The organism is Paractinoplanes aksuensis (assembly GCF_024137025.1).
Classification (GTDB): Bacteria; Actinomycetota; Actinomycetes; order Mycobacteriales; family Micromonosporaceae; genus Actinoplanes; species Actinoplanes aksuensis.
Map to the genome: position 1 here is coordinate 1 of NZ_JAMYJR010000050.1, position 19924 is coordinate 19924.

At 70.0% G+C, this 19924-nt stretch carries 23 protein-coding genes and 1 pseudogene; 11 read left to right on the plus strand and 13 right to left on the minus strand.

The features are described 5' to 3' along the window. Positions 1-491: 491 nt before the first annotated feature. The 3 genes from M1L60_RS39650 to M1L60_RS39660 form a co-directional block, all read right to left on the minus strand. Positions 492-2783 (minus strand): thiamine pyrophosphate-dependent enzyme, encoded by a 2292-nt coding sequence (locus M1L60_RS39650; RefSeq protein WP_256518197.1) that lies wholly within the window; start codon positions 2781-2783, stop codon positions 492-494. Continuing rightward, positions 2780-3193 carry a carboxymuconolactone decarboxylase family protein gene (locus tag M1L60_RS39655; protein ID WP_253242739.1) on the minus strand — a complete coding sequence of 138 codons (414 nt, stop codon included), beginning with the start codon at positions 3191-3193 and terminating at the stop codon, positions 2780-2782. The genes M1L60_RS39650 and M1L60_RS39655 overlap by 4 nt, the downstream gene beginning before the upstream one ends. 97 nt (positions 3194-3290) lie before the next feature. After that, complete coding sequence (locus M1L60_RS39660) at positions 3291-3962, minus strand: GntR family transcriptional regulator (RefSeq protein ID WP_253242740.1); 672 nt, start codon at positions 3960-3962, stop codon at positions 3291-3293. 121 nt (positions 3963-4083) lie between these two features. Here M1L60_RS39660 and M1L60_RS39665 point away from each other — a divergent pair, with 121 nt between their 5' ends. The 3 genes from M1L60_RS39665 to M1L60_RS39675 are packed head-to-tail and all read left to right on the plus strand — an operon-like array spanning position 4084 to position 7225. Next, complete coding sequence (locus M1L60_RS39665; protein WP_253242741.1) at positions 4084-4845, plus strand: HpcH/HpaI aldolase family protein; 762 nt, start codon at positions 4084-4086, stop codon at positions 4843-4845. Between the two features lie 17 nt (positions 4846-4862). Continuing rightward, positions 4863-5768, plus strand: coding sequence for a cupin domain-containing protein (locus M1L60_RS39670; RefSeq protein WP_253242742.1), 906 nt, complete (start codon positions 4863-4865; stop codon positions 5766-5768). A gap of 2 nt (positions 5769-5770) precedes the next feature. Next, the gene (locus M1L60_RS39675) at positions 5771-7225 is read left to right on the plus strand and encodes a flavin-containing monooxygenase (protein WP_253242743.1); all 1455 of its coding nucleotides are present in this window, start codon (positions 5771-5773) and stop codon (positions 7223-7225) included. On the opposite strand, the gene M1L60_RS39680 is transcribed toward M1L60_RS39675, so the two are convergent. Beyond that, entirely contained in the window at positions 7215-7835 is a 621-nt protein-coding gene (locus tag M1L60_RS39680; protein ID WP_253242744.1) for a lipoprotein, read from the minus strand. The genes M1L60_RS39675 and M1L60_RS39680 overlap by 11 nt on opposite strands. A 92-nt stretch (positions 7836-7927) precedes the next feature. Here M1L60_RS39680 and M1L60_RS39685 point away from each other — a divergent pair, with 92 nt between their 5' ends. Next, entirely contained in the window at positions 7928-8419 is a 492-nt protein-coding gene (locus tag M1L60_RS39685) for a hypothetical protein (RefSeq protein ID WP_253242745.1), read from the plus strand. Between the two features lie 27 nt (positions 8420-8446). Here the strand turns inward: M1L60_RS39685 and M1L60_RS39690 are convergent, their stop codons facing one another. From M1L60_RS39690 to M1L60_RS39700, 3 genes are read right to left on the minus strand one after another with little or no spacing between them, the layout of a single operon-like run. After that, on the minus strand, positions 8447-9268 hold the full coding sequence (locus tag M1L60_RS39690) for an N-acyl homoserine lactonase family protein (RefSeq protein WP_253242746.1): 822 nt from the start codon (positions 9266-9268) through the stop codon (positions 8447-8449). Further along, on the minus strand, positions 9265-9828 hold the full coding sequence (locus M1L60_RS39695) for a carboxymuconolactone decarboxylase family protein (protein ID WP_253242747.1): 564 nt from the start codon (positions 9826-9828) through the stop codon (positions 9265-9267). Before M1L60_RS39695 ends, M1L60_RS39690 begins: the two co-directional genes overlap by 4 nt. After that, on the minus strand, positions 9825-10751 hold the full coding sequence (locus M1L60_RS39700) for a DUF6282 family protein (protein ID WP_253242748.1): 927 nt from the start codon (positions 10749-10751) through the stop codon (positions 9825-9827). Before M1L60_RS39700 ends, M1L60_RS39695 begins: the two co-directional genes overlap by 4 nt. Before the next feature lie 37 nt (positions 10752-10788). Here M1L60_RS39700 and M1L60_RS39705 point away from each other — a divergent pair, with 37 nt between their 5' ends. After that, positions 10789-11526, plus strand: coding sequence for an SDR family NAD(P)-dependent oxidoreductase (locus M1L60_RS39705; protein WP_253242749.1), 738 nt, complete (start codon positions 10789-10791; stop codon positions 11524-11526). A gap of 60 nt (positions 11527-11586) precedes the next feature. On the opposite strand, the gene M1L60_RS39710 is transcribed toward M1L60_RS39705, so the two are convergent. Further along, positions 11587-12285, minus strand: a complete 699-nt coding sequence (locus tag M1L60_RS39710; RefSeq protein ID WP_253242750.1) for a GntR family transcriptional regulator — start codon at positions 12283-12285, stop codon at positions 11587-11589. Between the two features lie 95 nt (positions 12286-12380). Between M1L60_RS39710 and manD the strand changes: the two genes are divergently transcribed. After that, positions 12381-13589 carry a D-mannonate dehydratase ManD gene (gene manD / locus M1L60_RS39715; RefSeq protein ID WP_253242751.1) on the plus strand — a complete coding sequence of 403 codons (1209 nt, stop codon included), beginning with the start codon at positions 12381-12383 and terminating at the stop codon, positions 13587-13589. A 44-nt stretch (positions 13590-13633) separates the two neighbouring features. Here manD and M1L60_RS39720 read toward each other — a convergent pair whose 3' ends face one another. From M1L60_RS39720 to M1L60_RS39730, 3 genes are all read right to left on the minus strand, one after another. Further along, positions 13634-13774: a hypothetical protein gene (locus tag M1L60_RS39720; protein ID WP_253242752.1), complete on the minus strand. Its 141-nt coding sequence runs from the start codon at positions 13772-13774 to the stop codon at positions 13634-13636. Then, the gene (locus M1L60_RS39725; protein WP_253242753.1) at positions 13771-14115 is read right to left on the minus strand and encodes an STAS domain-containing protein; all 345 of its coding nucleotides are present in this window, start codon (positions 14113-14115) and stop codon (positions 13771-13773) included. Before M1L60_RS39725 ends, M1L60_RS39720 begins: the two co-directional genes overlap by 4 nt. Before the next feature lie 339 nt (positions 14116-14454). Next, positions 14455-15006: a TetR/AcrR family transcriptional regulator gene (locus M1L60_RS39730; RefSeq protein ID WP_253242754.1), complete on the minus strand. Its 552-nt coding sequence runs from the start codon at positions 15004-15006 to the stop codon at positions 14455-14457. Positions 15007-15097: 91 nt separating this feature from the next. Here M1L60_RS39730 and M1L60_RS39735 point away from each other — a divergent pair, with 91 nt between their 5' ends. Both M1L60_RS39735 and M1L60_RS47385 read left to right on the plus strand, forming a co-directional pair. Continuing rightward, complete coding sequence (locus M1L60_RS39735; protein ID WP_253242755.1) at positions 15098-16573, plus strand: MFS transporter; 1476 nt, start codon at positions 15098-15100, stop codon at positions 16571-16573. A gap of 87 nt (positions 16574-16660) precedes the next feature. After that, positions 16661-16795, plus strand: coding sequence for a hypothetical protein (locus tag M1L60_RS47385; RefSeq protein ID WP_256518204.1), 135 nt, complete (start codon positions 16661-16663; stop codon positions 16793-16795). A gap of 66 nt (positions 16796-16861) precedes the next feature. On the opposite strand, the pseudogene M1L60_RS48410 reads toward M1L60_RS47385, so the two are convergent. Continuing rightward, positions 16862-17050 (minus strand): annotated as a pseudogene (locus tag M1L60_RS48410) (helix-turn-helix domain-containing protein); the annotation flags it as partial. 17 nt (positions 17051-17067) lie between these two features. On the opposite strand from M1L60_RS48410, the gene M1L60_RS39740 reads away from it, so the two are divergent. From M1L60_RS39740 to M1L60_RS39750, 3 genes are read left to right on the plus strand one after another with little or no spacing between them, the layout of a single operon-like run. Next, positions 17068-17406 carry a hypothetical protein gene (locus M1L60_RS39740; RefSeq protein ID WP_253242756.1) on the plus strand — a complete coding sequence of 113 codons (339 nt, stop codon included), beginning with the start codon at positions 17068-17070 and terminating at the stop codon, positions 17404-17406. Positions 17407-17430: 24 nt separating this feature from the next. After that, positions 17431-17922 (plus strand): GNAT family N-acetyltransferase, encoded by a 492-nt coding sequence (locus M1L60_RS39745; protein WP_256518206.1) that lies wholly within the window; start codon positions 17431-17433, stop codon positions 17920-17922. Then, on the plus strand, positions 17919-18590 hold the full coding sequence (locus M1L60_RS39750) for an HAD family hydrolase (protein ID WP_253242757.1): 672 nt from the start codon (positions 17919-17921) through the stop codon (positions 18588-18590). Before M1L60_RS39745 ends, M1L60_RS39750 begins: the two co-directional genes overlap by 4 nt. 97 nt (positions 18591-18687) lie before the next feature. On the opposite strand, the gene M1L60_RS39755 is transcribed toward M1L60_RS39750, so the two are convergent. Continuing rightward, the gene (locus M1L60_RS39755) at positions 18688-19857 is read right to left on the minus strand and encodes a DUF808 domain-containing protein (protein ID WP_253242758.1); all 1170 of its coding nucleotides are present in this window, start codon (positions 19855-19857) and stop codon (positions 18688-18690) included. Positions 19858-19924: the final 67 nt, after the last annotated feature.

Sequence of the window (19924 nt, forward strand, 5' to 3'; positions counted from 1 at the left end):
CCGCCCCCCCCCCCCCCCCCCCCGCCCCGCCCCCCCCCCGCCCCCCCGCCCCCCCCCCCCCCCCCCCCCCCCGCGCCCCCCCCCCCCCCCCCCCCCCCCACCGCCGTGTGACTGGCCCTGGTCCGCGTGGCGATCACACAGGTGTCCGGCGGCTCCTGTGGGTGCAACCTGTTTGAAGGAACATGGCTGCCTTCGCGGCGCGCCACCCCGAGGGCGCACTTGCTTGGGCGCTGGTGGGAGGGGCGTGGTCGCCTTGGGGGCGCACTTGCTTGGGCGCTGGTGGGAGGGGCGTGGTCGCCTTGGGGGCGCACTCGCTTGGGCGCTGCCGGGAGGGGCGCAGTTGCTTCGGGGCGTAGTTGGTTGGGGTCTCACTTGCCCTGAGGGGCGCGTTGCCGTGGAGCATCGGGGATCAGGGGTTGCATCGTGGTGCGCGGCCACGCTGGTCGCGTGAGGGTGGCGTTTGTACGTGGCCGCGCGGTCGGGGCGGCTTCTTACGAGCTGACAGGGCGTGGGGCCACTACTTCTATGTCGGTGTGTACGTCGATGACGACCGGGCGGTTGGCTGACAGGGCGCGGTCGAGGGCGGGGGCCAGGTCGCGGGGCTTGTCGACGCGGATGCCCAGCGCGCCCATCTCCTCGGCGATGCGGGCGAAGTCGACGTCCCGATAGACCCACATCTCGCGGGACTTCTCCGTGCCCTGGCCGCCGTAGGAGCGGTCGAAGCCGCGTTTGCTCTGGTTGCCGCCGCTGTTGTTGTTGACGACCGTGATGAGGTCGGCCCGGCGGCGGACGGCGGTCTCGATCTCGCCCAGGTGGTAGTACATGCCCGCATCGCCGGTGAACACCACTACCGGGCGCTCGGGGGCGGCGAGCTGGGCGCCTATGCCGGCGGAGAAGGCCCATCCGAGGTGGCCGGCGCTGCGTAGGTAGCCCTGGCCCGGCGCGGTGATGTCGTGGAACTGGGCCATCCACATCCCGGCGTGGCCGGTGTCGGCCACCAGCACCGCATTGTCGGGCAGTCCGACAGTCAGTTCACCAGCTATACGTTCGGGCCGGATCGGGACGGCGTCGCTGGTCAGCACATCGCGATAGCGGGCCCGCCAATCGACGCGCAGGCGCTCGACCTCGGCCAGCCACGCTTCCCGCCGTTCCGGGCGGGCCGCGCCCGCTTCCGCACGCGCCCGTTCGTCAAACGTCGGCGATCGCGTGTCCCGCGTCAGCTGCGCATCCTGCGCTTGCGACTGCACGTCTCGCCCGTGTGACTGCACGTTCAGCGTTCGGGATTGCGCGTCTTGCGCGCGGGATTGCGCGTCTTGCGCGCGGGATTGCGCGTCTTGCGCGCGGGATTGCGCGTCTTGCGTTCGGGACTGCACGTCTCGCGCGTGTGGCTGCTCGTATCGCGCGTGCCGCTGTTCCTCGCGTGCGCGGTCCTGTTCTTCGCGTGAGTGGGTCAGGGTGAGCATGCGGGTCAGCGCCAACTTGGCGTCGGCGGCGAGGAAGGCCCGCAACGGGTAGTTGAGGCCCAGCCGGGACGGTTCGATGTCGATCTGGATGGCTGGGGTGCCTTCCGGGGGCACGGCCCAGAAGTGGGTCGTCATGCCGCCCGTGCCGGTGCCGATGAAGCACACCAGGTCGGCCCGCGCGACCGCCTGGTTCGCGCACTCGCGGGAGTAGCTGCCCATGACGCCCAACGACAGCGGGTGCGTACCGGGAATGGCGTCCTTGCCGTTGGCCGACGTCGCGACCGGGATGCGCAGGGCCTCGGCCAGTGCGACCAGCTCGGCGCCCGCGCCGGATGCCCGCACCCCGCCGCCGGCCACGATGACCGGCCGTTCCGCCGCGGCCAGCAGGCGCAGGATTTGTCGGACGGTCTGATCGTCGGGCAGTGGGCGGATCGGCGGAACCTGGCCGAATGCCGGCTCGACCAACGGCTCGGCAGTGGTCTCAGCCAGGTCGAGCTGGCCCTCGTTGCCCTGGATCTGTAAGTGCACCGGGCCGGGCGCGCCCGTGGTGGCGACCCGGAACGCCTGCCGCAGCATGTCGGGCAGCCGACCGGCGTCGTCGACGGTCGCATTGAGCTTGGTGACCGGGTCGAAGGCGGGCAGATCGTCGATCTCCTGATAGACCCGCCGGAACTTGGTGGCCGGGGACCGTCCGCCGGTCAGCGCGATCACCGGCGAACCGGCCAGGAAGGGCTCACGCAGTCCGGCGGCCAGGTTGAGCGCGCCGACCACCTGAGCCGCCGCGATCCCGGGCCGGCCGGAGACCCGGGCGTACCCGTCGGCCATGTAGGCCGCCGACTTCTCGCCATGGGTGACGACCCGCTCGATGTGCGGGTGGTGCATCTCGAGCTCGGCCATCGTACGGCGCAGAATGGCCGGCACGTGGAACAGATGCGTCACGCCATAGCCGTCGAGCATGTCGGCGATGACCCGAGCGCCCGTCCTGGTCGTCGAACTCCGCGTCGCCCGGCTCCCGGTTGGCCCCGGTGGGTCGTTGTGGCGTGGCGTCCGACTTCCGGTTGTCCTGGATAAACCCTCGTGACGCGTCGCCTTGCCTTGGGCAGTCGTGCCACGGGCCTCGTGGGGCGTCGCCTGGCCTTGGGCAGTCGTGGGACGGGCTTCGTGGGGCGTCGCCTGGTCCGGGGTTGTCGTGGGACGGGCCTCGTGGGGCGTCGCCTGGTCCGGGGTTGTCGTGGGACGGGCCTCGCTGGGCGGCGCCTGGCTGCTGGTCGTGCTGGGCCGGCCCTCGGGCGCTTCTTTCCGCGCCGGGTCCGGGGTCATCCGGCGACGATTCCGGCCGGCTGGTTCTCCTCGCGCCACTCGGTGATGGCCCGCTCGGCCAGGCGGAACGCCTCCAGGGCGGCGGGAGCGCCGCAATAGGCGGCGGTCTGCAGCAGCACCTCTTGGATGTCGGCCTCGGTGCAGCCGTTGTTCAGCGCGCCCCGCACGTGCACCGAGAACTCGTGCGGCCGGTTCAGCGCGGTGAGCATGGCCAGGTTGAGCAGGCTGCGGGTGCGGCGGTCGAGGCCCGGCCGCGACCAGACGTCACCCCAGCAGCTGGCCGTGACGTACTCCTGGATGACGCGGGTGAACTCGGTGGCCTTCAGCATGGACCGGTCGACGTGGGCGTCCCCCAGAACTTCACGCCGGACCCGGTTGCCGCGCTCGAGCCGGCTGTCGTCAACACTCATGGACCGCTCCTGTCTCCTGCCGATGGGGCAGGGACAGCGTACGACGGTCATACAATCTTGAGAAGTGTGATCAAGCCCCGAACGGTGATGCCGAGCGCTATTCCTGCTGGGCCAGCGCCTGAAGTCCGGCCTCGCAAGCCTGCTCGACGTGCCGGGCGCAGGCGGCCGCGGTCGCCTCGGCGTCGCTCGCGTTGACGGCGCGGACGATGTCGTTGAGCTCCTCGACGCTGTGGGCCAGGCGGCCCGGCACCGACATCGACAGCGAGCGCAGCACGCTGACCCGGGCGTGCAGGCTGCTGACGACCGACTTGAGGGCGTCGTTGCCACCGCCCTGGAAGAGCACGTCGTAGAACGCGTCCTTGGCGGCCAGGATGGGCTGGCCCTTGGCGGCCGTGCGGTCGACCTTCTCGAAGGCGCGCTGCAACGCCTTGCGGTCGGCATCGCTCGCGTTCAGCACGAAGAGGCGGCCGGCGAGTGCCTCCAGGGCCGAGCGCACTTGATAGAGCTGGCGGGCCTCTTCGGCGCTGACGCTGGTGACGACCGTGCCCTTGTTGGGGATGGCCGTCACCAGGCCCTCGGCCGTAAGCTCGCGCAGCGCCTCGCGCACGCTGGTGCGGGACACCCCGGTCATCTCGACCAGCTCCCGCTCGATCAGGCGTTGACCGGGAACCAGCTTGCGGTCCAGGATCGCCTGCCGCAGGTTGTCGGTCACCTGGGAGCGGATGAGGGCCGGAGCCCGCTCGACGCGCAACACGTTGGCCTCTGCCACCGGTCCTCCTTTGTGTGTTTGTCCGACATCTTATCGAGGTGGTCCAGCCCGCCTCATCGTTGTTTCAAATCGTATGACGATGATACGATCCCGAAACCCAAAACCCCTCGTGAGGAGCGTCATGGCGCGCTTGGGATTCGCTCGCAGACTGGCCGAGGCCGATCGTTGCCTGGTCGGCACCTGGCTCAAGATCCCGGCCCTGGAGCCGGTCGAGATCCTGGCCGACGCCGGCTTCGACTACCTCGTCATCGACCAGGAACACGCCCCGCTCACCCTCGAATTCGCCTACCAGGCGACCGTGGTCGCCCAGGGCGCGGGGATGTCGGTGCTCGTGCGGGTCCCCGATCGCAGCGGCAGCCACCTGCAGCGCCTGCTCGACTCCGGCGTCGACGGCATCCTCGTGCCCCGGGTGACCACCGTCGAGGAGGCGTCGGCCGCCGCCCGGCAGATGCTCTTCTCACCCGGCGGCGACCGTGGGCTGGGCACGACCTCCCGCGCCGGTCGCTGGGGCGGCCTGTCCCGCCAGGAATACCTGCGCTTCGGCGACGAAGAGGTGATGCGGGCCGTGCAACTGGAGGATCGCGGGGTGCTCGAGCAGGTCGAGCAGGTGCTCGACGTGCCCGGCCTCAACGGCGTCTTCCTGGGGATGGGCGACCTCGGGTTGTCCACCGGCCGGCCCGGCTCCGATCCCGAGATCCAGAAACTGGTCGACCGCCTGCTGTCCGCGGCCCGAGCGCGCAGCATCCCGGCCGGCACCGCCGTCCAGACCGCGGCCCAGGCCCGCCAGGCCGCCGATCGCGGCTACTCGTACGTGATGGTCAGCAACGACACCAGCTTGCTCCGGTCCGCCGCGACGTCCGCGGTGGCCGAGTTCCGCGCTTGAGTGAGGAGAACCCCCGCATGGCGTTCGACAAAGGCGATCTACGTTCCACCCTGCCGTCCGGCGCGGCCACGGCGCCGGTCCCCGAACGGTTCTCCGGTTCCGAGCACGTCCAGTTCCGCGATCTCGCCCCGGTCGAGAAGGGCGACGGCGTCTCGACCTGGTACGCCCGCGGCCAGAACTTCGTGGTCGGCTACTCCGAGCTCGACGGCACGGCCACGTTCAGCCGCACCGACCAGCCCGACGAGTACGTGGTGCTGCTGGCCGACGACACGCTCAGCGCCACCGTCGGCGAGGTCACGGCCTCGGGCAAGACGATGATTGTCGTACCGCCCGGCGATAGTACGGTCACGGTGACCGGGCAGGGCCGGGTGCTGCGCCTGCTGACCACGCGGTCGTCCGACATCGCCGACCTGGCCGCCAACTCCGCCTCGTACGCGGAAAGGCATGAGAACATCACGGATTTCCAGCCCTGGCCCGAACCGGTCGGCGGCTACCGCATCCGCACCTACGACCTGAACGTCGAACCGTTGAAGAACCCGCCGTTCCGGCTCTACCGCTGCACGACGTTCATGGTGAACTTCATCGACCCCAAGCAGGGCCCGCGCGACCCGTCGAAGATGTCGCCGCACAAGCACGACGACTTCGAACAGTGCTCGATCGTGCTCGAGGGCGAATACATCCACCACATCCGCTGGCCGTGGACGACCAACAAGGCCAACTGGCGCGAGGACGAGCACCAGCGGGTCGTCGCGCCGTCGGTCACCGTCATCCCGCCGCCCTCGCTGCACACCAGCGAGGCGGTCAGCGCCGGCACGAACCACCTGATCGACGTGTTCAGCCCGCCCCGCGCCGACTTCTCGGCCATGGAGGGCTGGGTGTTCAACGCCGCCGACTACCCGGCGCCCTCCGCGCAGGCGAGCTGAGCATGCGGGTAGCGATTATCGGCGCCGGCCTGGGCGGCATAGCGGCCGCGGTGAAACTGAAGAAGAGCACCCGGGCCGAGTTCGTCATCTTCGAGCAGTCGGCCGGCGTCGGCGGCACCTGGTACGACAACCGGTACCCGGGCTGCGAGGTCGACGTGCACTCGCACGCGTACTCGTTCTCGTTCCTCAAGTACGACTGGAAGCGCACGCATGCGACCCAGCCCGAGCTGCTGGCGTACGCCGAGCACGTGGTCGAGCGGTTCGGCCTGACCCCGCACCTGCGGCTCAACACGCGGGTCACCGATCTGGCCTGGGAAGAGTCGACTTCGACCTACACGCTGTCGACCTCGGACGGTGACACCCACGAGTTCGACGTCGTCATCTCGGCCCTGGGCCTGCTCAGCGTGCCACGTTACCCGGAGTGGCCCGGCCTCGACACGTTCGCCGGCCCGTGCTTCCACACCTCGCGCTGGGAGGAGCACGACCTCACCGGCAAGTCCGTCGCCGTGGTCGGCACCGGCTCGACCGCCGTGCAGATCATCCCGTCCATCGCGCCCGTCGCCGGGCAGGTCCACGTCTTCCAGCGCGAACCGGGCTGGGTCGAACCGAAGAACGAGCGCGAGTACACGGCCCGCGAGCGGTGGATGTTCCGCAACGTTCCGCTGTTGCAACGCGTACACCGGGCTCGGATCTTTCATCAAGGCAACAAGCGGTTCAAGGGGTACGACGTGAAGTCCCGCCGCCAGCGCCGGATGCGCGCGGTGTGCGAGCGGTTCATCGCCGGCAGCATCAGCGATCCGCAGACGCGGGCCGCCGTCACACCCGGCTACCCGTGGGGTTGCAAGCGCCCGGTGCTGTCGTCGACGTTCTATCCCGCGCTCAACCGCGACAACGTCGAACTGGTGCCGCACGCGGTGACAAAGGTGACGCCGACCGGGGTGGTCGACTCGACCGGCACCACGCGCGACATCGACGTGCTGATCCTGAGCACCGGTTTCCAGCCCACGAAGTTCCTGGCCGGGCTGGACGTCAAGGGCCGCGACGGGCGCAGCATCCACGACGTGTGGCGCGAGCGGGCCAGCGCGTTCCTCGGAATCACGGTGCCCGGCTTCCCGAACTTCTTCATTCTGTACGGGCCCAACACCAACGGCGGTGTGTCGGTGATCGCGCAGCTCGAGCGCCAGGCCGAGGTCATGGTCGGGGCGGTGCGCCGGATGGAACGGGCCCGCCACGCGAGCGTCGACACGTCACCCGACGCCACGCGGCGCTTCATCGACTGGGTCGACCGGCGGCTGGCGAGCAGCGCGTCGGCCATGAACTCGGGGTGCCACAACTACTACCACGACCCGTCCGGCCACAACGTTACGCAGTGGCCGGCCGGTCATCTCGCCTACGCCGTGGCGACCCGCGTCCTCGCGCGCTTCGGGCTGCGTACGGGAAATTCGGTCAGCCGTTGATTTTGAGGCTGCTCTTCGCCAGCTCGTAGGCGGGGAGCATGTCCTCGTACTCGCCGCTGTCGAAGCTGTCGAGCGAGACGGTGACCAGGCCCTTCCCGGTCGGCACGAGGAAGGCCCGCTCGGGCTCCAACTCGTCGTCGAGCTGGCTCTTCTGCTCGTAGACGACCTCGAGCCCGGGCTGCCCGCCGATCTGGACCTCGGTGAAGACCGGCTTGAGAGCTCGGTCACCGATGAACGCGGTCAGGCCGGCGCGGGGATCCGCGGTCTTGCCGGTCCACACCCGCAGGAAGCCGATCAGCCCGGCCGGTTTGGCGTCGACCTCGCAGGCCATCGTCATCGGGCCCCGCTGGGCCAGAGCGGCGAACAGCTCGTCGTCCTCGTCCATCTTCACGGCCTTGGCCGTCCAGTCCTCGGCAGTGCCGAACGTGACCGGCAGCGTGCAGGCGCTGTCGGCCGCCCCGACCCGGGCCGCCTCGGGTGCGCCGGCCGCGGCGGGGGAAGCGGAGGGCTGGGCGGGCGGCTGCTCCGCGTCATCGCCCTGGCAGGCGCCCAGAAAGAGGGCGGCGGCAGCGAGGGCGGCGACGGGGCTCGTACGGGTTGGAGGTCTCACGAGGTCGAGAGTGTACGGGCCGCCGCGGCCCCTGTCCGCCCCGCCCGAACGGGGTTGATCTTGTCGTCTTGCTTTGATTACTGTCTCGGCCCGTGATCCGAATGCGAGTTCTCCCCGCCGTGCTGATCGGCGTTTCTCTGATGGCCCTGACCGCCTGTGGCGGCGACGACACCACGGCCGCGCCCGCTCCGGCGCCGACCACGGCGGCTGCCCCGGCCGCGACCGACGAAGCGGCTGCGCCCGCTGACGGCCCGGCCCCGGACGACAAGAAGCTGTGCACGGAGGCCGCGGCGGCCGCCAAGAAGATGACGGCCGACCTGGTCGAGGTCATGAAGGCGAGCCAGGGCGAGATGCCCACCGCCGAGATGAAGAAGATCCTGGCCGGGCTCGGTGACGACCTGACCAAGGTGGCGGGGAGCAGCGACAGCGAGGTCGGGGCGGCCATCAAGGACTTCGCGGCCAAGTCGACCGAGGCGGCGGCCGCGGCCGACCCGGTGACCGCGACCGACAACGAGGGCTACGAGCAGTCGGGCAAGGACATCAACGCCGCCTGCAAGACCGCCGGAGTCAAGGTCAACTTCTGATCCCCAGCGGCGTACGTCGCCGGGCCGTCAGCATGGGTTGACGTCCGCGACGTGCAGGCCGTCGTCGAACGTAATGGACGGGAAGCGGTCCCAGACGGCGGCCTCGTGGAACGGCAGGATGCGGCGGGTGTCGTGGCCGACGCCCGCCAGCATCTCGTCGGCGAACGTGAGCCAGGTGGCCGCGCTGCCGGTGGTCATCGCGATCGGGGCGTAGACGCCGTCGCCGCGCAGACCCTCCAGATTCTCGTAGCTGTAGACGTTGTCGCCGGCGAAGACCCAGGTGCCGTCCGCGTCGTCGGTGACGGCGACTATCTGCGAGCCCGCGGTGTGCGTGTCATGGGCCGGGCGCAATTCGAGGCCGGGCGCGATCTCGGCGAAACCGTCGACCAGCGTTGCCGTACGCCCGGCGAGGTGCTCGGGCAGGCCGGCCTGGCCCGAGCGGGTCAGGAACTCGAAGCGCCGCGGCCGGGCCGCAGCGGCCACATAGGAGTCGATCTCGCGGCGCTGGATGTAGACATGTGCCTCCGGGAAGTCGGCGACACAGCCGGCGTGGTCGAAGTGGTTGTGGGTCAACAGGATCGTGTCGACCTGTTCGGGGGCGACGCCGACCCGGGCGAGCACGTCGACCGGGTGGGCCCAGCGCGTCTCGCCGTACTTGTGGGTCAGCCGCTCGTAGACGGCCTCGTCGGCGAACCCGGTGTCGACCAGGATGCACCTGTCCGGCGATCGGACAAGCCCGAAGCAGTACGGCATCCGGCGGTGGCCCTCGTTGGGCTGGGCCGCGAACAGGTTGCTGGCCGGGAAACGGTCGACGTAGCCGTACTCGAGGATCTGGATCTGCCAGTTCATGCCGGTGGCTGCACGTCGAAGACGGCCAGCTGCCAAGCGACCATGTTGTAGTAGCCGACGATCGTCGTCAGTTCGAGCAGCCCTTCCTCGGTGAGCAGAGCGGCGGCCTCGCGGAACTCGACGTCGGTCACCGTGCCGGCCTCGAGGATGCGGACGGTCGTGCGGAAGACGACCGCCTCGATGTCGGACAGTCCGACAGGTTCCTTGCCGTCGGCCAGCGCGGCCAGGTCGTCGTCGGTGAGCCCGGCCGCGGCGCCCGCGCGCTCATGGGCGTACAGCTCGAAAGCACTTTTGTGGTGATGCCCGACGAGCAGGATCGCGATCTCGCGCGCCCTCGTTGGTATCTGCGAGCCGTAGCGGACAGCACTGCCGATTTGCTGCAGCGGCCGCCCGAAGGCCGGATTGATGATCCAGATCGCGGGCGGGCCGAGCAGCCGGCCGTCCGGGCCGACGAGCGTGAACGGGCTGTTCGGCGCGACGCGCTTGCCCGACGTATAGATGTCATACAGAGCCCGCTGCTCGCCGGTCATGGTCGCGGGGTCGACGTCGTCGATTCTCAAGCGGGCTCTCCCAGGAAGGTTCGCGGGTTGGTGGACACCATCGTGGCGATCTGATCGTCGGACCAGCCGAGATAGGCGAGCTGCTCGACGAACATGCGCAGGCATTCCGGCTCGGGCGGCACCCACCGTGAGAAGACGTCGGTGGTCAGGACCGCGTGCTCCGCGCCGACCGCGGTCAACGCCTCGTGCACGTCGCGGACGGTCAGGTGGGCGTCCGGGTGGACCAGGGGCGCGTTGCAGAACTCGAGGTAGGCGCCCATGGCCGTGAATTCCCGCAGCATCGACGGGTCGGTCGTGTAGTGCAGCGGGTGGGTGACGAGCAGGCGTTGCCCGATGCCGGCGCAGTAGGCGGCGACGGCCCGGCTCTCCTCGACCGAGGCGTGCCCGGTGGCCAGCGCCAGCCCGAGCCCCCGGCACGCGTCGATGACGGCCCGGGCCCGTCCGGTCAGCCGGCCGTCGGCCTCGCACAGGCTGATCGCGGTGCGGTCGGCGTACTCGCCGAACGAGGGTGCGATACGCCCGAGCAGGGTCGAGATGTAGCCGCCGCGACCCACGTCGGTGGCGTTGCCCCAAGTCGGCAGGAAGACGACCCGGGCGCCGTGCGCAGCTGCCAGCTCGACGACGGCCGGTTCGAGGCCGCCCACGGGCGGGTTGAGCGTGACGCTGCCGTGGACCGTGAAGCCCTCGTCGGCCAGGGCTTCGCGGAGCGCCCGGGCCCGGTCGGTGGTCGCCCACAGATGCGACTTGAGCACCCAGCCCGCCAGGCCGTAGGCGTGCGCCAGCCGAGCCACTTCCAGGTCGCTGCCGCGGTTGGGCAGCCCGGGGGAGAGGTCGGGCCGGCCGTGCACATGAAGGTCGATGGCGCCCCGCAACAGCCGGCCGAAGTCCTCCGGCTGCGCCGTCGCCAGCTGTTGATCCGACATGGCGAGATTGTATGACTGTATGACAGAATGCTCAAGCATGACAGCACTGGTGGGCAGGGTCGTTCTCATCGTCGGCGCGAGCGCCGGCATCGGCGCCGACACCGCGCGCGTACTGGCCGCCGACGGTGCCCGCCTGATGCTGGTGGCCCGATCCGAGCCGCCATTGGCCGAACTGACCGAGGAACTGGCCGACTACGAGGTCGCGTACACCACCGGCGACGTCACGAAGGCGGCCGACGTGGCCCGATTCGTGGCGGCCACGGTCGACCGTTTCGGCCGCCTCGACGGCGCCGTCAACAACGCGGCCACCACCCAGGGCGGCCCCCTCGACGAGGTCTCGGAGGAGGACTTCGACCGCATCTTCGCGGTGAACGTCAAAGGCGTCTGGCTCTGCCTGCGCGAACAGGCCCGCGTCATGCGCGGCGGCTCGATCGTGAACACCAGCAGCATCGGCGGCCTCCGGGGAAGCTCCGGAATGGGCGCCTACCAGGCCACCAAGCACGCGGTGATCGGCCTGACCCGCACCGCGGCCCACGACTTCGGCCCCCGCGGCATCCGCGTGAACGCGATAGCCCCCGGCCCGACCGAGAGCCCGATGCTCGACGCCACCCGCCGGGCCATCCCCGGCGGCGTGGAGGCCCGCATCGCCGCCACCCCGCTCCGCAAGGCCGGCACCGGCGCCGAGGTCGGCGCCACAGCATCGTTCCTACTGAGCGACCGCGCCAGCCACATCAGCGGCGTGGTCCTGCCTGTAGACGGCGGGTTCCTGGCCTAGCGCGCCGGTCAGTCCCAGGCGACGACGTTGCGGCGGACCGGATTTGGCCAGACGAGCGGGTCAATCCCAGACGACCACGTTGCGGCGGACCGGGGTGGAGCCGTCGTTCGAGGCGAAGAGCTCGGGGTTGCTCTCGCGGATGCGTTCGACGTCGTCGAAGACCGCGCGTAGGTGGGTGCGCATGGCTGAGCGGGCCTCGGTGATGTCGCCCGCGCGGACGGCGTCGAAAATGGCCCGGTGCTGGCCGGCGTTGACCGCCGGCGGGGTGGCGTCGTGCAGGCCCAGCCGGCGGGCGCGGTCGAGGTGGCCCTTGGCGTTGCTGACGGTGGCCCAGGCCGCGCCGTGGCCGCTCAGTTTGAGCAGGCCGAGGTGGAACTCCTCGTCCAGGGCGAAGAAGTCCTCGAGGTCGATGCCGGGCTGATCCTGACGCCGCAGGTTGTCGCCGAGCTCGGCCAACAGGTCCGGGTCGAGCACCACGGGCAGGTCGTCGAGCGCGGTCAGCTCGACCGCCTCACGCAGGAACTGGGCGTCGGCCACGCGGACCGGGTCGACCCTTGAGACGAACGAGCCGACCTTGGGGAAGACCTGGACCAGGCCCTCCTCGGCCAGCAGGATCAAGCTTTCCCGTACGGGAGTCCGGGACACGCCCAGGGCCGCCGCCAGCTCGTTCTCGCTGAGGGACGCGCCGGGCGGCAGCTCCATGGTGAGCACCTTGCGCCGCAGCGTCGCATAGACGGTCTGCCGATTCTTGCCTGCCACGGGGGCAAGCATAGGGCCTTGATTTTCTATACGACAGACTCTTGTATACAAGTAACCGCACACAAGGCGTCCGGTCGTAACGAGGGAGTGATCCGATGGCCACGATCGACCGCGTCGAGGTTCTGGTGACGTCGCCGGGGCGTAACTTCGTGACCCTGCGGATCACCACCTCGGACGGGGTGACCGGGCTCGGCGACGCGACCCTCAACGGGCGTGAGCTGGCCGTGGCCGCTTATCTCGAGGAGCACCTGGCACCGCTGCTGATCGGGCGCGACCCGGCCCGCATCGAGGACACCTGGCAGTACCTCTACAAGGGCGCCTACTGGCGGCGCGGGCCGGTCACCATGACGGCGATCGCGGCCGTGGACGTCGCGCTGTGGGACATCAAGGGCAAGGTGGCCGGGCTGCCGGTCTATCAGCTGCTCGGCGGGCGCTCCCGGGACGGCGTGCTGGTCTATTGCCACGCCAGCGGCAGCGACATCGAATCGCTGATCGATGACGTGGCGGCGTACCAGGAAAAGGGTTTTCAAGCTATCCGGGCCCAGGCCGCGGTGCCGGGGCTGAGCGGCAGTTACGGGGTGCGCAAGGGCGCCTTCTACGAGCCGGCGGCCACGAATCTTCCCGATGAGCAGGCGTGGAGCACCGAGGCCTACCTCGACTTCGCGCCGGCCTACCTGGCCAAGGTGCGTGAGGAGTTCGGCTTCGGCATCCACCTGCTGCACGACGTGCACCACCGGCTGACCCCGATCGAGGCCGCCCGGTTCGGCAAGAGCGTCGAGGAGCTGCGGCTGTTCTGGATGGAGGACCCGACGCCGGCCGAGAACCAGGAGGCGTTCCGGCTGATCCGGCAGCACACGATCACACCGATCGCCACGGGCGAGGTGCTCAACTCGATCTGGGACGTGCAGACGCTGATCACCGAGCAGCTGATCGATTTCGTTCGTACGACTGTCGTACACGCAGGCGGTATTACACATCTGCGCCGCATCTTCGACCTGGCCGCGCTGTATCACGTGCGCACAGGCTCGCACGGTGCCACCGATCTCTCGCCGGTCACGACCGCGGCCGCGGTGGCCGTCGACATCTCGGTGCCCAACTTCGGCATTCAGGAGCACATGGGTCACAACCCCGAGACGTACGAGGTCTTCCGCGGCACGCCCCGGCTCGAGAACGGCATGCTGTACCCGTCGGAGGAGCCCGGTTTGGGCATCGAATACGACGACGAGGTCGCCGCCCGCTTCCCGTACGACCCCAAGTACCTGCCCGTCGCGCGCCGACTCGACGGCTCCGTGCACGACTGGTGAGCCGGACGATTTCTCCGCAGCGCCGCCGGACGGTCGCCAGCTCGCTAGACGTCCGTGTCCTGGGACGAGTCGGCTAAGTCGTGTTCTTCGAGGTGGTCGCCGTCACCGGATCCGGTTTCGGCGGCCTCGGGTGGGGCGTCGCCGATTTCCTCGTCGGGGTCGCGGTCGAGGTTCTGGTCGGTCATGATGCTTCCCCTGTCCGGTGTGACGCGACGGTGTCCTGGACCAGCAAGCCGTCGAGGTGGGCGATTTCCAGCACCATGCGCACCATGGGCGTCGGCTCGCGCAGCATCAGCGCGCTGCCACGGCTGGCCGCGAGGCGCTGGGCCGCGATGAGCACGCCGATGCCGCTGGAGTCGAGGAACGTCACGGCGTGCATGTCGATGTCGATGAACGCGGCGTTCTGACTGTCCACAATGCCGCGCAGGACTTCCCGCAGCACGTCGACCGTCTCGAGGCTGATGTCGCCCTCGGGGATCACGGTCACGCGGTCGCCGTCACGCTCGATGCGGTACTCCAGGGACATCGCTACCTCGGTTAACTTCGGGGGCCGCCGGACGCGCCCCCTATTCCCGGTGACATCCGGATCAAACCCTGTCCGTCGCTGTGCGTTCGCTGGGTATGCCGCTGCGCTCGGCGGTGGATCGGGGATGTAGCGGCGATGCGGGTGAGGGCGGCGCTCGAGCACGCCCCGGGCTGTGGTGGGCGCGGGGGATGCCGGGGTGATGCGGGTTAGGGGCGGTGCTTGAGCACGGCCAGGCCGTGGTCGGCTGGGTGGTGGGTCGGGGGCATGCCGCGCCGATGCAGACGAAAGGCTGCTCAACGGCCTGTTCGGCGGTGCGTCGGAGGAGCTGGCGCTGTGGCTTCAGAGGCCGCCCTCGCCATGGCTCAGGCGTAGGAGCAGCTCTCGGGTGTGCTGCAGCTCTTCGGGGTTGGCGCCGCCCTCGTAGATCGCGGCTACGGTGGCGCCGTCGGCGGCTCGGATTATGAGCAGGACGCGGTCGGGGTGCAGGCCGTCGGCCTCGAACGCTTTCTCCCAGCGGTCCGTGTGCTCGCGCAGGACACGGTCGACGCCGGGCACGGAGGACAGGGCGCCGGCCAGCATCACCTGTTCGGGGGCCGAGACGCCGTGGGCGATCTCGTTGAAGGTGGCGTTGATGTAGCCGCGCACCAGGCGGCCGGCGGCGTGGTCGCGCGGGTCGACGGCTGCTTGCACCGCGGCGACGAACTGCTCGGCCAGATCCTGGGCCAGGGCCAGGAACAGCTCGTCGCGGGACGGGAAGTGGTGCAGCAAGCCGCTCTTCGACACTCCGGCCGCTTTTGCTACAGCATCCAGGCTCACCGCCGTGCCCTTGACCGCGACCGTGCGGGCGGCGGCGTCGAGCACCGTGCGTCGCGTCCGGCCGGCATCGCGCATGGCTGTCCTCTCGGTGGTGGTCAGGCACATCACTGTAGTTGCCGACCATTTGGTCTGTTGCGCCGACCAGATGGTCGGTAACCTGGCTCGCATGGAATCGCTGATCGATACGCGAGTGGGCGCTCGGCGGTGGGCCGCCCTGGGCGCGCTCACCCTGGCCGTCACGCTGCTGGCCGTCGACGGCACGGTGCTGGCTCTGGCGGTTCCGGCCCTCATGGCCGATCTGGCCCCGACCAGCACCCAGCTGCTCTGGATCGGCGACGTCTACTCGTTCGCGCTGGCCGGCCTGCTGATCAGCATGGGCACCCTGGCCGATCGGATCGGCCGCAAGCGTCTGCTGCTGATCGGTGTCGTCGGCTTCGGCGCGGCGTCACTGCTCGCCGCCTTCGCGCCCGGCCCCGGGTGGCTCATCGCGGCGCGGGCCCTGCTCGGCGTGGCGGGGGCGACGCTGATGCCGTCCACCCTTTCCCTCGTACGCAATATGTTCCCCGAGCCGAAGCTGCGCACCCGGGCCATCGCGGTCTGGTCGGCCGGCGCCTCGGGTGGGGCCGCGCTCGGCCCGCTGGTCGGCGGCGCGCTGCTGGAGCATTTCTGGTGGGGCTCGGTGTTCCTGATCAACGTTCCGATCATCCTGTTGGTGCTGGTCACGGTGGCCGCCCTGGTGCCCGAGTCACGCGATCCGGCGCCGGGCCGCTTCGACCCGCTGAGCGCGCTGCTGTCGGTGGCCGCGGTCGTGCCGTTCGTCTGGGCCATCAAGCACACGGCCCAATCGGGAATCGATAGAGTCGGCGTACTCGTGGCGGCCCTGGGCATCGGCGCGGTGCTGTGGTTCGTGCGGCGCCAGCGCACTTTGAAGTCCCCGCTGGTCGACGTCACTCTGTTCGCCCGCCCGGCCTTCAGCGGGACGATCCTGGCCAGCGTCATCGCCATCTTCGCGTTCAGCGGTCTGCTGTTCTTCTTCTCGCAATACCTGCAGCTCGTCCGCGAATACTCGCCGCTCCAGGCCGGCCTGCGCGAACTGCCGTTGACATTGGCCTCGATCGCGGTCGTGGTGGTGGCCGTGCGCGCGATGACCCGGCTCGGCGTCGGGCGGGCGCTGGGCCTGTCGCTGCTGGTCGCGTCGGCCGGCCTGGCGATTCTGGCCGTCGGTGAGGGCCGCGACGGCTACCTGGTGCTCGCCGTCGGGCTGGTGATCATCGGTTTCGGGGTCGGTTTGGCCTTCACCGCCGCCACGGACGCGGTGCTGGCCTCCGTACCCCCGGAGCGGGCGGGCTCGGCCTCGGCGATCTCCGAAATGGCGTACGAGTTGGGGGTCGCCCTCGGCATCGCTCTGCTGGGCACGCTGCACACAGTGCTGTACCGCGCCGCCCTGCCCGACCTGTCCGCGCTGCCGGAGGCCGCTCGACAATCGATTACCGATTCCTTGGCTACCGCCGTCTCCGCCAGCACCGAGGTGGCCGCCGCCCAGGAGGCCTTCAGCCACGCCATGCAAAGCACCTCGGTGATCGCCGCCGTCATGCTGGCCATCGCCGGCCTTCTGGCCTGGCGCGTCGTCCCTTCCCGCTGAACGCCCGAGCGCCGTCTTCCCGGCTCCGCCCGGTGAGTCGCGCCGCCTGTCGGGGTCGGGTCGTTCTGGGGAGCGATTCGGGCGCGCGTGCTGGGGGAACGGCGGGCGCCCGGCCTCTACAACCGCGCCGCCTACCAGGGCTCCGGCGAAGGCGGCGAAGTAGCGCTGGTGGTCGTCGAGGGAGGCGCCGGGAAAAGCGTCGGGGCCGACGGTTACGGCTGAATCGACCGTTGTGTAGGTGCGTTGGGTTCCGCCGCGGACCTGATCCTCGCGGGTGACGCGAACTACGCCGGCGTCGACCAAGCGGGCCAGGTGGCGGTAGAGCGACGCTTGGGGGATGTCGCTGAGCTCGGCGGTCAGCCGGCGTGCGGTCAGTTCGCGATCGATCAGCGCGTGGACGATTCGCAGGCGGATCGGGTGCAGTACGGCTTCGACGATCTTGCCGCCGTCATTGATTCCCGCAATCGAGAATGTCAGCTCGGCGGTCGACTGCGGTGCGGCACGAGCGGATGCCGCGGTCGCGGCTCACCGATCTGTGGCTTCGGGAGTACCTGGTTCACGATCCGCGGGACGACCTGGCCGCCATCGATCGGCCCGTGCCGGCGATCACCGGGGCCAAGGATGTCCAGGTTGATCCGGACGATGTGGAGCGGATCGGAGGGCTGGTGACCGGCACGTTCGACAGCGAAGTGCCGGGCGACCTCACGCATCTGCTGCGTCGGGACCCCGCGCCGCCGGGGTTGTGGCGGTACCGTGCGCAGTTGGCTCGGCCGGTGGACGGCTGGATCGTGCAGCGCATCGCTGAGTGGGCCCGATGCCGGATCGGGTGCTGAGCCGAGGCTGACTTGGGGGAAGTCATGGGTTCGGTGGCTCTACGGCGGATCGAGGACGGCGACATGGACGCCTTGTTCGAGCTGATGCGGGATCCGGAGTCGGTGCGGATGGCGGCCTTCACGGCTGACGATCCCAGTGACCGGGCCGCGTTCGATGCGCACATGGCGAAGATCAGGGCGCGGGCCGACGTGACCAATCGGGTGGTCACTCTTGACGGGCGGCTGGTCGGCAGCATCGCCGCGTTCGTGATCGAGGGGGAAACCGAGGTCACGTATTGGATCGACCGCTCGTACTGGGGACAGGGCATCGCTGGGCGGGCGTTGAGGCTGCTCCTGGACCTGGTTCCCGGCCGGCCGCTGTTCGCTCGGGCGGCCAGCGATAATCGAGGATCGATTATCGTTCTTCAAAGGGCGGGATTTGTGATCACCGGTACGGACGTCGGGTACGCGAACGGGCGGCGGGCCGAGATCGAGGAGACGCTGTTGCGGTTGGACGGCGCCGGGGCGCAACCGTGATTCGTGCGGTGATCGTCGATGTGGACGACACGCTCTGCCTGACCGAGGCGGGCTCGTTCGATCTCGTGAACGATGTGCTGGCGCGGATGGGGCGGCCACCGATGTCGCGGGCGGTGCACAAGGCCACCTGGGGTGAGGTGTTGCTGGACGCCATGCCGGCCCGGGCGCCAGGTGTCGACCTGGAGCGGTTCGCCGAGTTGTTCCCATCGGTCCATCAGGAGTACCTGGCCGACGGGCGACTCGATGTCATCCCACCGGAGAACCTCGCCGCGCTCGACAAAGTGGTGCTGGCCGGGCGGACGGTGCTGCTGCTGACCTCGCGGGCCGAAGCGGAGATCGCGCACATGCTGGCCCCGGACCACGTGCTCGCCGGGCGGGTGAGCGGCGCCTACCACCAGGGCAACTCCCGCTACCGCAAGCCGGATCCGCGCGCCTTCGACGAACTGCTCGCCGAGACCGGGTTCGCGCCCGGCGACTGTGTCTACGTCGGTGACTCGCCGGGCGACGCGGTGGCCGCCGGCGGCGCGGGCATCCGCTTCGTCGCCTGCCTGCAGAGCGGCGTCCGCCGCCTGGAGGAATTCGACCCGACCCTGGTCGCCGCGACGATCGAGACGTTCCCCGACCTACCCGCCGTCATCGACCAACTCGACACACCGACACCGCGCTGAGACCGTACGCGCGGTGGGGCCCGGCTGGTTCGGCCGGGCACGAACCGCCGACGGGGTGGGACCGCCGGGCACGGTGGCTCGGCGGTCCCGGGAGTCGTCAGTGTGAGTCGGTGCTGGTCTCGCGCCCGGGCTTGGCGGTGCCCGCCGCTCCGCCTGCCGGCTCGTCCGTGGCGGCCCGAGCAGCCGGCGGCGCGTCGGCATCGGCCGATCCCGGCGTCCCGGCTGCGGAAGCGGCGCTGGCGGTGGGAGCGGTGCTGGCGGTGGGAGCGGTGCTGGCGGTGGGAGCGGGAGTGGCGCCGGCCGAGGCAGAGGAACCAGGCGCCGCCTCGTGGCTGTCGGAGCCGTGGTCGCCCTTGCGGCGGTGGATCGTGTAGGTCAGCACGACCACGACCAGCGCACCCACGATCAACCCCAGAATGGCGCTGGCCACCGTGTTGACCAGCCAGCCGATCAGGCCGCCGAGGGCCCCCGTGGCGTCGTGCGCCGCCTCCTCGAGGTGGTGCACCTGCTCGTACAGGAAATGCCAGCCCAGCTCATCGGTGCCGACCAGCAGGATGTGGCCGCCGACCCAGAGCATGGCCGCCGTGCCGATGATGGTGAGGCCGGTCAGCACGATGGGCATGGCCTTGACCAGGCCGCGGCCGAAGCCGGCGATCGGCCCGCTGAGCTCCGAGAGGCGCAGCCCGGCGTCGTCCATCTTCACGATCAGGCCGACCGCGCCGTACACGACCACCGTCATGACCAGGGCGACCACGGCCAGGATGGCCAGGCGTGACCAGAACGGCTCGTCGATGACCTCGTTGAGCGTGATCACCATGATCTCGGCCGACAGGATCAGGTCGGTGCGGACGGCCCCGCCGATCAGCGTCTTCTCGTCGGGGGCCTTCTCGTCGGCGGCGTGGGCGTCGTGGTGGGCGATCTTGGCCCAGACCTTCTCGGCGCCCTCGTAGCAGAGGTAGGCGCCGCCCAGCATCAGGATCGGGGTGAGCAGCCACGGCACGAACTGGCTGAGCAGCAGGATCGCAGGCAGGATGATCAGGAATTTGTTGCGGAGCGACCCGATCGCGATGCGCTTGATGATCGGGAGTTCCCGCTCGGCCGCCAGGTTGCGCACGTACTGGGGGGTGACCGCGGCGTCGTCGATGACCACGCCGGCGGCCTTGGCCCCGGCTTTCGCGGCCGCCGCCCCGATGTCGTCGACCGACGCGGCGGCGGCGCGAGCCAGCACCGCCACGTCATCCAGCAGGGCTACGAGTCCACCGGCCAAGACAAGTCCTTCCTCAGTTCGGGCACATCCGTGCACGCACATTCTCGCCTAGAGCGGCACGTCGCGC

What these genes read in the sequence shown, in the direction of transcription:
- M1L60_RS39650 (WP_256518197.1), bottom strand. Translation starts at nt 2,783, where the DNA reads ATGACCCCGGACCCGGCGCGGAAAGAAGCGCCCGAGGGCCGGCCCAGC.
- M1L60_RS39655 (WP_253242739.1), bottom strand. Translation starts at nt 3,193, where the DNA reads ATGAGTGTTGACGACAGCCGGCTCGAGCGCGGCAACCGGGTCCGGCGT.
- M1L60_RS39665 (WP_253242741.1), top strand. Translation starts at nt 4,084, where the DNA reads ATGGCGCGCTTGGGATTCGCTCGCAGACTGGCCGAGGCCGATCGTTGC.
- M1L60_RS39670 (WP_253242742.1), top strand. Translation starts at nt 4,863, where the DNA reads ATGGCGTTCGACAAAGGCGATCTACGTTCCACCCTGCCGTCCGGCGCG.
- M1L60_RS39675 (WP_253242743.1), top strand. Translation starts at nt 5,771, where the DNA reads ATGCGGGTAGCGATTATCGGCGCCGGCCTGGGCGGCATAGCGGCCGCG.
- M1L60_RS39690 (WP_253242746.1), bottom strand. Translation starts at nt 9,268, where the DNA reads ATGAACTGGCAGATCCAGATCCTCGAGTACGGCTACGTCGACCGTTTC.
- M1L60_RS39700 (WP_253242748.1), bottom strand. Translation starts at nt 10,751, where the DNA reads ATGTCGGATCAACAGCTGGCGACGGCGCAGCCGGAGGACTTCGGCCGG.
- M1L60_RS39705 (WP_253242749.1), top strand. Translation starts at nt 10,789, where the DNA reads ATGACAGCACTGGTGGGCAGGGTCGTTCTCATCGTCGGCGCGAGCGCC.
- manD (WP_253242751.1), top strand. Translation starts at nt 12,381, where the DNA reads ATGGCCACGATCGACCGCGTCGAGGTTCTGGTGACGTCGCCGGGGCGT.
- M1L60_RS39720 (WP_253242752.1), bottom strand. Translation starts at nt 13,774, where the DNA reads ATGACCGACCAGAACCTCGACCGCGACCCCGACGAGGAAATCGGCGAC.
- M1L60_RS39725 (WP_253242753.1), bottom strand. Translation starts at nt 14,115, where the DNA reads ATGTCCCTGGAGTACCGCATCGAGCGTGACGGCGACCGCGTGACCGTG.
- M1L60_RS39730 (WP_253242754.1), bottom strand. Translation starts at nt 15,006, where the DNA reads ATGCGCGATGCCGGCCGGACGCGACGCACGGTGCTCGACGCCGCCGCC.
- M1L60_RS39735 (WP_253242755.1), top strand. Translation starts at nt 15,098, where the DNA reads ATGGAATCGCTGATCGATACGCGAGTGGGCGCTCGGCGGTGGGCCGCC.
- M1L60_RS39745 (WP_256518206.1), top strand. Translation starts at nt 17,431, where the DNA reads ATGGGTTCGGTGGCTCTACGGCGGATCGAGGACGGCGACATGGACGCC.